This window comes from Paenibacillus sp. EB106-06-01-XG199, assembly GCF_058791575.1.
Genome location: NZ_JBYTDQ010000002.1, coordinates 460211 through 473263, shown reverse-complemented (window position 1 = coordinate 473263; position 13053 = coordinate 460211). Strand labels below are relative to the sequence as shown.

The window sequence follows — 13053 nt, the reverse complement described above, 5'->3', positions numbered from 1 at the left end:
CATCTAATCAGCTGTATGGAAGCAAAACAAGAGGTGCTGCAGCTATCCGAACGAAAGGGGGGGATGGATTGAACAACGGACAAGAGGATCAGATTAGACGTGCGCAAGCCGGGGACAGTGAAGCTTTTATTCAGCTGGTTAAGGGACTGGAACGGCAAATGTACAGTATGGCCAAATCCATTGTCAGGAATGACGAAGACTGTGCGGATATTATGCAGGAGACGGTCATGAAGGCATATAAAGCATTATCCGGATTAAAAGAGCCTGCTTTCTTTAACACTTGGCTGTTTCGTATTCTGATCAATGAATGTAATATGATTTTGCGCAGACGGGATCGGGTAATCGTCATGCCTGAACCTCCAGAGCACCTGCTGATATCGTCTTCGTTTGGGGGGGATATGGATCTCCGTAATGCCGTCAACCGTCTGGAGGAGATTTCACGGACCATTGTCATTCTTCATTATTATCAGGGGTTGACGCTGCAGGAAATCGCCGGGCTGCTGGAGCTATCGGAGAGCGCAGTTAAAACCAGATTGCACAGGGCAAGGAAAACCTTATATGAATCTCTGGCGGAGCCCGCGGAAAGGAAGATGAACGGATGAATCAGCAACAATTTGAAAGCAGGCTGGCAGGATTAAGGGAAGAGCCTCTTACAGAGCTGCCGGAGCTCGTACAAGCCCGTATGAACGATACCTACCGGGTAATTGGCGGAATGGAAGGAACAGATCCTAAGGTTCCAGAAACAGCAAAAACCTCTAGGAGCCGGAGAAAACGTTCTTGGCTTACCCGGGTGATGATCAGTGCTGCCTCTGTGGCTGCAGGGCTGGTGTTGATCATCAGCCTGGGGTTCGTGTCGCCGGCAATGGCTGATACCTTGAAGCAACTGCCGTTCCTGGAAAGTGTGTTCAAGGTGGCAGGCGACGCCGGGCTTAAGAAAGCAAATGAGACTGGTGTAACGGCGGACATTCAGCAGAGCGTTACGCATGGCGGCTTGACGTTCAGCGTGTCGGAACAGATGTATGATGGGAGCCGGTTGTCCCTGGTGCTTACCAGAAAGCAAGCGGGTAAGACTGGAGAGGAAGGACCCTTGTCTGATTTGTGGACTATTCCCGATCCTGAGACCGGCTTGTTGAATAGGATCGATTCTTATGTCAATGGAGCTGAGGTCATCACCGGAGGGGGAATCGCTTCAGGAGGCCCGGATGCGCCTGACTCCGTTATTGTTACAGTCTTTAATAATTCAGAGAATCAGCGGATTCCGGATGAGTTTGATTTCAAAATGTCATTTACCGTTCCGGGAATCCGGCAGCCTTTCGAGTTTGAATTTCCGGTGAGCAAGAATACGTTGGAAGGCTATATTCTGACTCCGAAAGAAACAAAAATCCATGATCATATTCATCTGCGGGTCAAGCGGCTGGAAGTTAGCGAAACCACGACCCTGCTGATGGCAGAGTTTGAAGGGGAACAGGGAGAGGATGTAAGGGCCTTTCAAGAAGCGATACCGGAAAAATATAAGAATAACGGGTTTTTGTCTATCTTCTTTGATGTAATGGATGAACAAGGGAGGGAGGTTCGCGTGCTAAGTATCAGCGGTGGCTCCGGTGAAGGCGATACTTTAGATTCCAGCAATGTGTATGAGCCGTTTGAAACCATACCGGAGAGTATTGTAATCAAGCCCTACGTCTGGAAGGATGGACGGAAGCTTTACATTCCTGAGTTTGAAATAACCGTTCCTGTAAAATAGCATAAAAAACCTCCGGCATGCACAAGTAGTGCAGAAGCCGGAGGTTTTTGCGTTTTGTGTTAATGATTGCAGGAAGGAATAGGCGTATAATGGAGCCATCCCGGTTATTTATGTACCGCTGAGTCAGCGCAGCTTTGCGAAATAACTGCGCAGCGCCCAGCCCCGTTCCTGCCGCTTCTTGTACTTTGGCAATGAGCGGTAAATGGCCGTGGATTCGGCAAAAGCGCGTTTGGCGTCTTCATTTCTGCCCAGTGCCTTGTACATAGAGCCGGCCAAATAGTAGGCTTCACTGGAAGAGGACTGAATTTCCTGGAATTGTCCTACATAATAAAGAGCTTTGTCATGGTCGATATTGCGGAAAGTCTCGGCGAGACGGAGATAAGGCTGCCCATATTGCGCTCTGCGGTTGATTTCCAGTCCTTGAAGCATTTGCGCTTCCCCCTCGGGAAGCTGTCCCAGCTTGAGATTCACATAACCAAGCTCCACCCAATATTCCGCAGATTGCTCGTACCGGTCAGCGATCTGCACAAGCAGCTCTTTGGATTCGCTGAAACGCTTGCGTTCAGTCATCAGCCGGGCCAGATCGAATTTGGCGGAGACATCATTCGGATTCAGCGAGATGGTTGTCCTCAGCTTGGAAATTTGCCGGCTCCGGCGGAACGGCTTCGTGATGCTTGGAAAGATTCCGACATATCGGCGGTCGAGGAAATACAGAATGACCAGCAGGATGATTAGGGCAAGAAAAGGATTGCCGACCAGATTTAACAGCATGAAAAAACCGAAGAATTTTAACATGAATTCCCTCCATTAATGATTGTGTTTCCATTCTGCAACACGGTTAGTTTGTAGTATGGCGTTGCAGAGCAGGGTAATTATACCATATTTGCTAGCGGATCTGAGCTCTATTTTGAAGTGGTTTTGATTCTGGAGAGATTTTTATTATCCTGGTTCTGAAAGAAGGATGAAACTTGGTGACAGAGACAACAGCAGTAACTTTACGCCCCTTAGGCCAATCATCGTTATCCGTTTCACCGCTCGGGCTGGGCTGCTGGCAGTTCAGCCGGGGAAGCGGAATCGTAGGAAGGTACTGGAGTAATCTTAAGGATGAAGATATTCTGGATATCGTGCGTGTCAGTCTGGAAGGCGGCATGAACTGGGTCGATACCGCAGAGATCTACGGCGGCGGCAAATCAGAAGAAGCGCTTGCCCATGCGCTGGATCAATTGCAGCAGGAGAGCAGTCTCCATGCCCAGCCGCTGATCGCCACCAAATGGTGGCCGATGCTCCGCACAGCGAAATCTATTACCTCTACGATTGATGAACGGCTCACCTGTCTGGGCGGGCGAAGCATCGATCTGTACCAGATTCACCAACCGTTTTCCCTGTCCTCAATAGCCAGTGAAATGAAAGCGATGGCCGGTCTGGTCAAGGATGGTAAAATCCGTTATGCAGGAGTCAGCAACTATTCGGCCCAACAGATGGTTGAAGCGCACAGGATATTGCAGCAGTATGGTCTGACTCTGGTCTCGAACCAAGTGAAATATAATTTGCTGCGCCGGAAGATTGACGAGAATGGAACAATGGAAGCGGCGAAGGAGCTGGGCATTTCAATCATTGCATACTCTCCGCTGCAGCAGGGGATTCTGACCGGACGTTTCCATAGGGATCCTTCACAGATCCGTGCAGTTTCGAGGATGCGGCGGATGCAATCCGGTCTGGATGAGAAGAGCCTGGCCCGCAGCAAGCCGCTGATTGATCTATTATCAGTTTTGGCCAAGAAATACGGAGTGACACCGGGCCAGATTGCCCTGAACTGGCTCATGCATATTCACGGGGACACAGTGGTCGCCATTCCAGGCGCTTCCAAAGTCCGGCATGCGGAAGAGAACATCGGGGCCATGAGGTTCAAGCTTGATAGGGATGAGCTGGAGCAGCTGAATGAAGCCTCATGGGCAGCCTTGAAATAAGACATTCGATATGAAAAAGGATTATAACCTCCGGCCGGATTATCGGCGCGGAGGTTATTTTTTTTCCTGAAAGTGCAAAAAAACTGTTTAGAGTTGGAAATGACGGGTTAAATAAGAGATAAGAAAATGCGCAACCACGCAAACTGAGGTATAGATTACGGAAGGAGGTTGAACTTTATGAGTATGACGGTACATAATCTTATGGCTTTCAATCATCAGTATTTTAGACCTCAACCCGTGGTCGAAGCCAAATCATCCAACTCTGATGACAAAACACGCAGCTTTCAGGATATCCTGAACGAAAAGCTGAAGACATCAACGAACGAGATGAAGAGATAATTAGGAAGTTTATAACAGAGTGATGACAATGAGAGAAGCCGGACAAAAATCCTCCTGAGAGGGTCTTTGTCCGGCTTCTTTGAATTTTACGGATATTGGGGTCTGCGCAATCTCCGTGAAATCTCCTTCGCTGTTTGAGTACAGCTTCGTATGCATCCTTTCGGACTCATATTTGCGCGTTTCATTAAAAGCTTTTTTGCAGGTAGGAATGATATTCAGCAAGTTGTGGGACATAAAAGTCGATAATTCCGTGAGAAACTCCATTGCTGGTGTTGCTGAAGGACTATCCTCTCCATTCTCAAAATATTTGAGCTAGGGTCTGACCTCAAAAAATTGGCAGCTCCGCCGGGAATAGTAGGTTAAATCGCTGACCCGCGACTGGATGACAACATCCGAATCTGTAAAGCGGACAACCGTCGCTCCGGAATTCACCAGATGATCGTCCTGAAAGACGCGCACAGGCAGCTTGCGGTCAACGGCTTCCTGTAAATCACTGTCTGTCAGTAAAGGGCGGTTGATGGGCATAAAAGGTACTCTCCTTTGATGGGGGAATAATTGCTTGAAATAAAACCAGTATACCTGTGCAGAAGATAGAAATCCAATGGTTCCAATCGGAAGGCGGCTGTTAAAGTGGGTGTATTAGAACCGGAATTTACCATATCGTAAATATTTCCACCTCAAATCGGAAGTTTGCCTCCTCAAAAAAAGATTTCTCCTACTGTACACTAAGACTTGTAAGAGAAACCTTTGAGAGGGGTACAGAGGAATGAAAAAAGCAAAGAATCTGGCGTTGACGCTTGCTTCAATCATGCTCGTTGGTTCACTGGCAGCATGCGGAGGTAACAACAACGCTGAAAACAACACTGCGAAAAATAATGCAGGTAACACCGTTAAAAGTACAGATGCACCGGCAACCGAAGGAGATAAAACGGAACCGGCTGAGAAGGTTGAGCTATCATTCTGGACACTTGGCAGTGTTAACTATGAAGAGCTGGCGAAAGAATATACCAAGGAACATCCGAACGTTACAATCAAAATTCAGAACACCGGTGACCAGACTGCACATCACAACAATCTGACAACTGCGTTGTCGGCGAATTCGGGAGCGCCTGATATTTTCCAACTTGAAATCGGTTTCATGGAACGTTTCCTGGGTGCTCAGGATAAATTCTACAACCTGAATGATCTGGGAGCAAAAGATATTCAAGCCAATTATCTCGACTGGAAATGGAAGCAAGCCTCCTCTGTTGACGGCAGCTTCCAGCTCGGACTTCCAACAGATATCGGTCCTACCGTTGTTTACTACCGCACGGATTTAGCTGAAGCAGCGGGACTGCCAAGCGATCCGGAGGGGTTCAGTGCTGCTATTGACTCATGGGATAAGCTAGCTACTGTGGCGAAAGCCTACAAGGACAAAACTGGTAAATACTTCTCTGACTTAACAGATCTGACGTATAACGCACTCCGCGACCAATCTCCTGATGAAATCTACTTCAGCAAAGCTGACGGCAAATTTATCGGAGATACCAATCCGCAAGTGAAAAAAGCTTACGACTTCACCGTTAAAGGCATTCAGGAAGGCTGGATCAGCAATATGCTGCTGTGGTCACCTGAGTGGGGTCAAGGCATGACCGACGGATCGTTCGCCGTAGTTATGGGTCCTGCATGGATGGCCGGCTATATTAAGACCAACGCTCCTGATTCTGCCGGTAAATGGAAAATTGCTCAGCTGCCGGAAGGTGCCGGAAACTGGGGAGGTTCGTTCATCACCCTTCCTAAGGAAGGCAAACATCCGAAGGAAGCTTATGATTTCATTCAATGGCTCGTTAACAAGGACAATCAGCTCGAATCGTTCAAAGCTAAGGGCCTGATGCCTTCCATTCCTGCACTGTATGAAGATCCGGCATTCGTAGATTTCAAAGATGACTTCTTCGGCGGCCAACAAATCGCAGTTGAATTTGGTAAGGCGGCTAACCGTGTTAAACCGGTATACTACGGACCGCTGCATGACCAAACCGATACCTTCTTCAAGAACGCGCTGAAAAACGTAATTGAGAAGAAAGCCGATCCTGCCAAAGAGTGGGATGAAGCAGTTAAACAAGCGAAAACCCTGGAGGAACGCAGTTAAGCGTGTCAATTAGGAAATGATGCCTGTAATGCCGGATTCATGGAGAGCCGCACCCTCTGTGAGTCCGGTTTTAGTGAAATAGGAAGATGTAATCAACGATCAAGACTCCTATCGGAGTTTTTGCTATATTCCCTGGAGGTGTGACATGGCTGAACCCGTAATAACGAGTCCACATGCCGAGAGCAGACGCCCTTTTTTAACTGAACAAAGACGGAGCCGCATCACTGCTTATACATTTATTTCTCCGTTCTTTATTCTGTTCTCGATATTTGGACTGTACCCGATTTTCTTTACGTTTTATTTATCTTTCTTTAAGTGGGACGCACTCAATCCGATGAAATTCGTCGGGATGAAGAATTACGATCTGGTCACAAGCGACCCGACCTTTTGGATTTCCTTCAGCAATACGCTGATTATGGGCCTGATGGGCACGCTGCCGCAGGTGTTTCTGGCGCTGCTGCTCGCAGTGCTGCTGCATTCAGGAATGACGCGGTTTAAGAAAACCTTCCGTATTCTGTATTTCATGCCGAACATTACGTCGATTGTGGCTGTTACGCTTGTATTCAGCACCTTGTTCGGCAACAACGGGATGATCAACTGGATGCTGAACGGGCTTGGACTGGACAGCATGGCCTTCAACTCCGGCTGGTGGGGCGTAAAGATTGCCATTTCCACCATGGTTATGTGGCGCTGGACGGGCTACAACGCGATCATCTTCCTGTCTGGCCTGCAGAGCATACCGATGGATCTGTACGAGTCCGCGCGGATTGACGGTGCGAACAGAAGACAGCAGCTGTTTTCCATCACGCTGCCGCTCCTCAAGCCGTTTATTATTTTCGTATCCCTCCAATCCACGATTGGTGCGCTGCAGCTCTTCACAGAGCCATATGTATTCTTGGGCCAATCCGGTACCGGATCAACCCGCCAGGAAGGGATTACAATGGTTACTTATTTATACAGCGAAGCATTCCGCAACGGATTCTTCGGTACGGCGGCGGCTACGGCGGTTATGCTGTTCCTCGTCACTATTCTATTCTCCATCCTTAATATGCTAATTACCAGAGGCACAGGCGGAGAGTCTAGGAGGAGAAAAGCGTGAGCACATTGCGAATTTTCAGAAAAAAACCGGATGACCTCGGTTTCTTCGGCAAGTTGGGGTTTTATTTCCTGCTCATTCTCGGAGCATTAATCTCTGTCTTTCCGTTCTATTGGATGTTTGTTGTAGGAACCAATGACAAGGGGGCCGTGTTCCATAAGCCACCTTTGTTAACCATTGGTGACCAGTTCTTCGACAACTTTAGCAGAGTGCTGGAACGGTCGGATATCTTCCTGGCACTCGGCAACTCGCTGTTCGTCTCGACCATGGTCACGATTTCGGTTGTGTTCTTTTGTACCCTGGCCGGCTATGCATTTGCCAAATATGAGTTTCCGCTCAAGAACATGCTATTTGTGTTCGTCATCGCCACGCTAATTGTTCCACAGCAGCTGGGTGTAATTCCGACTTATGTTATTATGTCCAAACTGCACTGGATCGACAGCTTCAAGGCGCTTATTGTGCCTGCGATGGTCAATGCCTTCGGGATCTTCTGGATGCGCCAGTATATCTCCTCTGCGGTGCCTACCGAACTAATCGAAGCCGGACGGATTGATGGAGGCGGACATTTCCGGATCTTCTGGAAAATTGCTGTTCCTGTCATTACTCCGGCAATGGCTACACTTGGCATACTTAACTTTATGACGGTATGGAATGACTTCTTCTGGCCGCTCGTCGTCCTGAAGAATAAAGAGCATTTTACCATTCAGATCGCGCTGCAGCAGTTGTTCAGCGCACGTGATGGTCTTGACTATGGGATGATTATGTCAGCAACTTTTACGGCCACACTTCCGCTGCTCATCGTCTTCCTGTTCTTCAGCCGTTGGGTAATTGCCGGTCTGACCTCAGGCGCAATCAAAAGCTAAACTGGTTTTTAATGTTAAACAAGGAAATAGGGAGTACCGTGAAGAATAATAATGGGCAGAGACAGCAGGAGGAAGGGAAAGGCATATGAAGCTCCGCCGCAAAATCTTGTTCGCTATTATTCTTCTCGTGTTCATTCCCGTGATCGTGATGGGGATTGTTACGTATGCGAATTTTTCCAGTGCCATGGAGAAGAAATCAAGCAATTTTTACTGGATTTCACTTTTGGAGACAGACCGCAAGCTTAAGTTTGCACTCAGCGAAATCTCATACATTACAAATTCGGCTATTATTTCGCCTAAAATTCAGGAAACGCTCAAACAGCCGAATTTTGTACTGACCTACGACATTAAGCAGGACATTAACAACCTGCTGATCAATCATCCGATGATCACTTCTTTCAGTCTTTACGGCAAGGATCGCCTGATCTATCAGTACAACGCCCCGATGCCCTTCAATGAGATGCGCCATCAGAACTGGTACCGCGCGATGGAGGAAGCGGAGGGCCGGCCGGTATGGTCGGGACCCGGAGAGAATGGTTCGGAAGCTACCGGCAATCCGGTACTGGTGCAGTCCAGAATTATCAAGGATTCATATTCCCTGGAGGATATCGGTTATCTGGTCGTTTACGTTAAGCCGGATTTGCTTGACCAAATTTTCTGGGAAGCTGCAACACTGAAGAAAGGGGATATTCTGCTGGTCAACAAGCAGGGGAATATCGTCTTTAACAAATCCGGTGAGCATATCGGGCAACAAACCCATTTTCCATTTCTGCAGGAAGGTTACGCCCAGGCTCAGGATTATTACATTGACAATTATCAAGGAGAGAAATCACTGATTACTTTCCTTCCTTCTCATAATTTGGACTGGAATTTGGTGGCCATCACTCCCATGAATCTGATTTCCTCGGAATCGGACTCTATTCGCAATCTTGCCATCATTCTATCCACGGTATCGCTGCTGTCCGCCTTTTTGTTTGACCGCTATTTCATCCGAAGGCTTGTGCGCAGCATTAACAGCGCGGTCAACGGTATGAAGCGGGTCAAGCAAGGAATCTTTACTCCGATTACGACACCTTTGCGCTCAGATGATGAAAGCGATCTCTTGATTGACGGCTTTAACCGGATGAGCTCGCAGATCAGCGAACTCATCGAGCAGGTTCAAACCGAGCAGGGCCGCAAAAAGGAAGCGGAAATGCAGGCATTGATGGCGCAGATTAATCCGCATTTTATTTATAATTCACTGGAATCCATCAACTCTATGGCGGTGCTGGCGGGGAACAGGGACATCAGCAAAATGGTCATTTCTCTCGGCAGGCTGCTGCGGATCAGCATCAGCCAGAACCAGGAGCTGATTCCGCTGCAAATGGAGTTTGAGCATGTCCGCCACTATCTGGATATTCAGAAATTCCGTTTTGAAGACAAATTCTCTTACGCCATTGACTTGCCCGATACCCTCAGAAATGTGATGACACAGAAGCTGATTGTTCAGCCGATAGTGGAAAACGCGCTATATCATGCCATTGAGCAGATGGAAGAGCATGGGGTGATCACCATCGGTGCACAAGAGACAGGTAAGGATATTATTATCATCGTCAAGGATAATGGTCCGGGCTTCGATCTGGCCACACTGATGAGCCTATGGAATACAGAGCACAGCAATCCGAAGAAGTACAGCGACAGCGGCGTAGGCCTGAAGAATGTGCATGAGCGCCTAAACATCCGTTTCGGCAATCCTTATGGTATCCTCGTTTGTTCGTCCCCAGGATTCGGTTCGACAATCTGTATCCGTATTCCCAAAATCCAGCCATGAAAATAAGCGAAAACGGGATGAAAGAGGGGCGAGGAGCTGTGAAATGGGTGATGAAATGGGGCTGGATACTGCTCTATATCCTGCTTATGGCCGGAGCGGTATTATTTATAAATTTTGGCAACAGAGAGCCGATTGAAGATAACTCACCAGAGAAGATTACGCTGACCTTCCGCCATTTCTGGATCAAGGAGCATGACAAGCCGCTGCTTGCAATATATGAAGAGGTCGTTCAGGAATATCAGAAGGAACATCCCAACGTCAAAGTGAATTTCGAGGGACTCGACCAGACGATTCACCGTGAGCAGAAGCTGAAAAACGAGATGGTCACGGGTACACCGCCGGATATGTTCGTGTTGTTCGGCGGTGCGGAGATTGAGCCGTATGTCCGCTCCAACCGGTTGATGGATCTGACTGATTTTGTGCAGGAGAACGGGCTGAAGGGCCAATTCAGTGATCTGCATCTATGGACCTTCAACCAGCATATCTACGGATTGCCGATTGAGGGAAATGCCGAGCCGCTTTATTTCAACAAAACGCTGTTCAGCAAGCTGGGCATCAAAATTCCCGGGACGGTTGCTGAACTGGATGTTGCGATTAAGACGTTGAAGAAAGCAGGGTACATCCCATTTGCTCTCGGCAATGAAGACCGCTGGCCTGCCGGGATATTCGCCCATTATTTAATGGACCGGTATGCCGGACCGGAGCTGATTCAGAAGCTGGTTACCGGGGAGGACGGGAGTACCTTTCAGAATAATTTGTATTCCCAGGCTTTTCAGCATCTGGAGCAGTGGATTGAGGAGGAGGCATTCAGCGCCAAATCCAATGATTTGTCGACGGAGAATGCGGTCCGTTTATTTACAAGCGGCAAGGCTGCGATGTATTTGAACGGTAACTGGGATATTAATCTGTTCTCGGGAGACACGGCTCCGGCAGATTTTCAGAATCAGGTAGGAGTGATTCCTTTTCCCGCTCTGAACCAAGGGACAGAACCGTCCATCGCGGGAGGTTATACGATAGGAATCGGACTCTCCTCCAGCCTGAGCGGAAGTAAGCGGGAAGCGGCGCTGGAGCTGATGAAAGCATTCTATACAAAAGAGATTCAGACACAGATTGTGTATGAGGGATTAAGAATACCTTCGATGCGGATCACCATTGATCCGGATAAGACAGGACCGGTATTCGCTCAGGTAATGGCTATGATGGAGGGTAATCACCAGAGCTTTGTTCCGTACGACAACCTGCTGTCTCCAGAAGTGAAGAAGACCTTCCTCAGTGTCATCGAGGAGATGATCGGCGGAGGGATGCAGGCTGACGAGGCGCTCGCGCAGCTGCAATCCGCTTCGGAACAATACTGGAATCTGATACAAAGTTCTACAGTTCAATAAGCTGGGGGTGCCGGAAATGACTGCACGGCAAGAGAAATACAAAGTGCTGCTAGTGGATGATGAGCCGATTATTCTGCGAAGCTTGAAGGTGGCGATTCCCTGGGATGAGCTGGGACTTGAGATTGCGGGAGAGGCCAGGAATGGTGAAGTGGCGTTGCGGATGATTGAAGAGAAAGCCCCGCAGATCATCATCAGTGATATACGAATGCCTGTTATCGATGGTATTGCCCTGATGAAAGAGGTGCTGCCCCGCAGCTCCAAGCTGATCTTTATTTTTATCAGTGGCTATGGGGAGTTCGAATATGCGCGTGATGCGCTGCGGCTCGGGGCATTTGATTATTTGCTGAAGCCGATTGATCATGATGAATTAACTGAGATGCTGACCCGGGCGAAGATGAAACTGGATAAACAGAAGGAGAACGAGCAGTTGATGCTCTCTGTACAAATGCTGTCGACGCTCGCAAGGGAGCGGATGTTTGCAGAGTTCACGCTCGGCAATTCACGGCCTTTGCAGCATTTAAAATGGCTGGAGAACAGCGAGCTGGAGGGCGAATATTTCATGGCTGTCGTCAGGCTTGACGACTATGCGGCCCTTGCTGCAAGATGGAGCGCGGAGGAGAAACATCTCTGGCTGTTCGCAATCCGCAATATCCTTGAAGAGTGGTCAATGGACAATGGCGCGCTTTCTGTGTTCCCGTTCTACAATGGAGAATGGGTGCTGCTCTTTCCGGGAAGGCTCGGGGAAGGCAAAAGAGAGCTTGGCGAGAAGTTGGTTGCTGATATTAAAAGGTACTCCAAGCTGGCCTGCTCGGTAGGGATTAGCCGCAGCACGCAGGGGATCGATCAATTGAGCACCGTATATCCGCTTGCAGCCAAGGCGCTGTTCCAGCGCTTCTATTCCGGTCAGGCAGGCGTGTTTATTGAAGAGGAGACACCGGATATAGGCGGCAGGGACGTCAAGTATCCGAAGGAGCTTGAGGTTTCGCTGATCGAAAGCATCCGCACGCTGAACGTGGAGCGGATGCTGGTTCTGTTCGATGAAATGGCCATCTTTATTGAAGCACAGGCGCTTTCCAAGGAGCTGGCCGAACGGATGATCATCGAGATGGTTGTTGTGCTGTACAGGCAATTTGAGAACCTGAACATGCAGCCGGACTGGTCGCTGGAGAGGCTGCTTGGCAAGCTGCACGGCCTGGGAACCCTGACGGCAATGATTAACGTGCTGAAGCAGGAATTCCGTGAGTGGATGCTGGAGAGCAACAAAGTGATGGCCCGTGAAGACGGACGCAGCGTTGTTGAGAAAGCCAAACGTTATATTGAAGACAATTATCATAAAGATCTCAGTATTGAAGAGCTGTCGGAGGTAGCCGGTTTAAGCATTAGCCATTTCTGCACTTTATTTAAGCAAATATCCGGTTACACCTTTCTTGAATTCGTTACCAGCTGCCGGATGGAAAAGGCCAAATATATTTTGCAGAACAGCAATGTGAAGGTCTACCAGGTAGCTCCGCTCGTCGGCTATCAGGACCCCCGTTATTTTACGCAGGTGTTTAAGAAAGCGACCGGCAAGACGCCGACAGAGTACCGCGAGGATTATACGAAGCAGGCATAGTAGCTTGGAGGTAGTTTCCGGAAAGTGCACAGATCTCTCTGTGCGCTTTTTTTGCGCCTTTAATAGATAGATTAGATAAATATCTAATTAAATATAGACAAAAATACAA

General features: G+C 48.5%; 12 protein-coding genes. 10 read left to right on the top strand and 2 right to left on the bottom strand.

Annotated features, from left to right (window positions below):
- The first annotated feature begins 68 nt into the window (after positions 1 to 68).
- Positions 69 to 602, top strand: coding sequence for a sigma-70 family RNA polymerase sigma factor (locus tag AC3WT9_RS08050; RefSeq protein WP_341092530.1), 534 nt, complete (start codon positions 69 to 71; stop codon positions 600 to 602).
- The gene (locus tag AC3WT9_RS08045) at positions 599 to 1744 is read left to right on the top strand and encodes a DUF4179 domain-containing protein (protein ID WP_341092533.1); all 1146 of its coding nucleotides are present in this window, start codon (positions 599 to 601) and stop codon (positions 1742 to 1744) included. Before AC3WT9_RS08050 ends, AC3WT9_RS08045 begins: the two co-directional genes overlap by 4 nt.
- Positions 1745 to 1867: 123 nt before the next feature.
- Here the strand turns inward: AC3WT9_RS08045 and AC3WT9_RS08040 are convergent, their stop codons facing one another.
- Positions 1868 to 2539: a tetratricopeptide repeat protein gene (locus AC3WT9_RS08040; protein ID WP_341092535.1), complete on the bottom strand. Its 672-nt coding sequence runs from the start codon at positions 2537 to 2539 to the stop codon at positions 1868 to 1870.
- 176 nt (positions 2540 to 2715) lie between these two features.
- On the opposite strand from AC3WT9_RS08040, the gene AC3WT9_RS08035 reads away from it, so the two are divergent.
- Both AC3WT9_RS08035 and AC3WT9_RS08030 read left to right on the top strand, forming a co-directional pair.
- Complete coding sequence (locus tag AC3WT9_RS08035; RefSeq protein ID WP_341378354.1) at positions 2716 to 3711, top strand: aldo/keto reductase; 996 nt, start codon at positions 2716 to 2718, stop codon at positions 3709 to 3711.
- 177 nt (positions 3712 to 3888) lie between these two features.
- Complete coding sequence (locus AC3WT9_RS08030; protein WP_341092538.1) at positions 3889 to 4050, top strand: hypothetical protein; 162 nt, start codon at positions 3889 to 3891, stop codon at positions 4048 to 4050.
- Positions 4051 to 4362: 312 nt separating this feature from the next.
- Here the strand turns inward: AC3WT9_RS08030 and AC3WT9_RS08025 are convergent, their stop codons facing one another.
- Positions 4363 to 4575, bottom strand: coding sequence for a hypothetical protein (locus AC3WT9_RS08025; protein WP_076111351.1), 213 nt, complete (start codon positions 4573 to 4575; stop codon positions 4363 to 4365).
- A gap of 241 nt (positions 4576 to 4816) precedes the next feature.
- Here AC3WT9_RS08025 and AC3WT9_RS08020 point away from each other — a divergent pair, with 241 nt between their 5' ends.
- The 6 genes from AC3WT9_RS08020 (at position 4817) to AC3WT9_RS07995 (ending at position 12944) form a co-directional block, all read left to right on the top strand.
- Positions 4817 to 6178, top strand: coding sequence for an ABC transporter substrate-binding protein (locus AC3WT9_RS08020; RefSeq protein ID WP_341378356.1), 1362 nt, complete (start codon positions 4817 to 4819; stop codon positions 6176 to 6178).
- A gap of 145 nt (positions 6179 to 6323) precedes the next feature.
- A complete protein-coding gene (locus AC3WT9_RS08015) occupies positions 6324 to 7277 on the top strand; it encodes a carbohydrate ABC transporter permease (RefSeq protein ID WP_341092541.1) in 954 nt (317 codons plus the stop codon).
- Complete coding sequence (locus AC3WT9_RS08010; RefSeq protein WP_341092543.1) at positions 7274 to 8137, top strand: carbohydrate ABC transporter permease; 864 nt, start codon at positions 7274 to 7276, stop codon at positions 8135 to 8137. The genes AC3WT9_RS08015 and AC3WT9_RS08010 overlap by 4 nt, the downstream gene beginning before the upstream one ends.
- 85 nt (positions 8138 to 8222) lie before the next feature.
- Complete coding sequence (locus AC3WT9_RS08005) at positions 8223 to 9947, top strand: cache domain-containing sensor histidine kinase (RefSeq protein WP_076111355.1); 1725 nt, start codon at positions 8223 to 8225, stop codon at positions 9945 to 9947.
- Positions 9948 to 9985: 38 nt separating this feature from the next.
- On the top strand, positions 9986 to 11332 hold the full coding sequence (locus AC3WT9_RS08000; protein ID WP_341092546.1) for an ABC transporter substrate-binding protein: 1347 nt from the start codon (positions 9986 to 9988) through the stop codon (positions 11330 to 11332).
- A 16-nt stretch (positions 11333 to 11348) separates the two neighbouring features.
- Positions 11349 to 12944: a response regulator gene (locus tag AC3WT9_RS07995; RefSeq protein WP_341378358.1), complete on the top strand. Its 1596-nt coding sequence runs from the start codon at positions 11349 to 11351 to the stop codon at positions 12942 to 12944.
- Positions 12945 to 13053: the final 109 nt, after the last annotated feature.

What these genes read in the sequence shown, in the direction of transcription:
- AC3WT9_RS08005 (WP_076111355.1), top strand. Translation starts at nt 8,223, where the DNA reads ATGAAGCTCCGCCGCAAAATCTTGTTCGCTATTATTCTTCTCGTGTTC.
- AC3WT9_RS07995 (WP_341378358.1), top strand. Translation starts at nt 11,349, where the DNA reads ATGACTGCACGGCAAGAGAAATACAAAGTGCTGCTAGTGGATGATGAG.
- AC3WT9_RS08045 (WP_341092533.1), top strand. Translation starts at nt 599, where the DNA reads ATGAATCAGCAACAATTTGAAAGCAGGCTGGCAGGATTAAGGGAAGAG.
- AC3WT9_RS08025 (WP_076111351.1), bottom strand. Translation starts at nt 4,575, where the DNA reads ATGCCCATCAACCGCCCTTTACTGACAGACAGTGATTTACAGGAAGCC.
- AC3WT9_RS08030 (WP_341092538.1), top strand. Translation starts at nt 3,889, where the DNA reads ATGAGTATGACGGTACATAATCTTATGGCTTTCAATCATCAGTATTTT.
- AC3WT9_RS08020 (WP_341378356.1), top strand. Translation starts at nt 4,817, where the DNA reads ATGAAAAAAGCAAAGAATCTGGCGTTGACGCTTGCTTCAATCATGCTC.
- AC3WT9_RS08040 (WP_341092535.1), bottom strand. Translation starts at nt 2,539, where the DNA reads ATGTTAAAATTCTTCGGTTTTTTCATGCTGTTAAATCTGGTCGGCAAT.
- AC3WT9_RS08015 (WP_341092541.1), top strand. Translation starts at nt 6,324, where the DNA reads ATGGCTGAACCCGTAATAACGAGTCCACATGCCGAGAGCAGACGCCCT.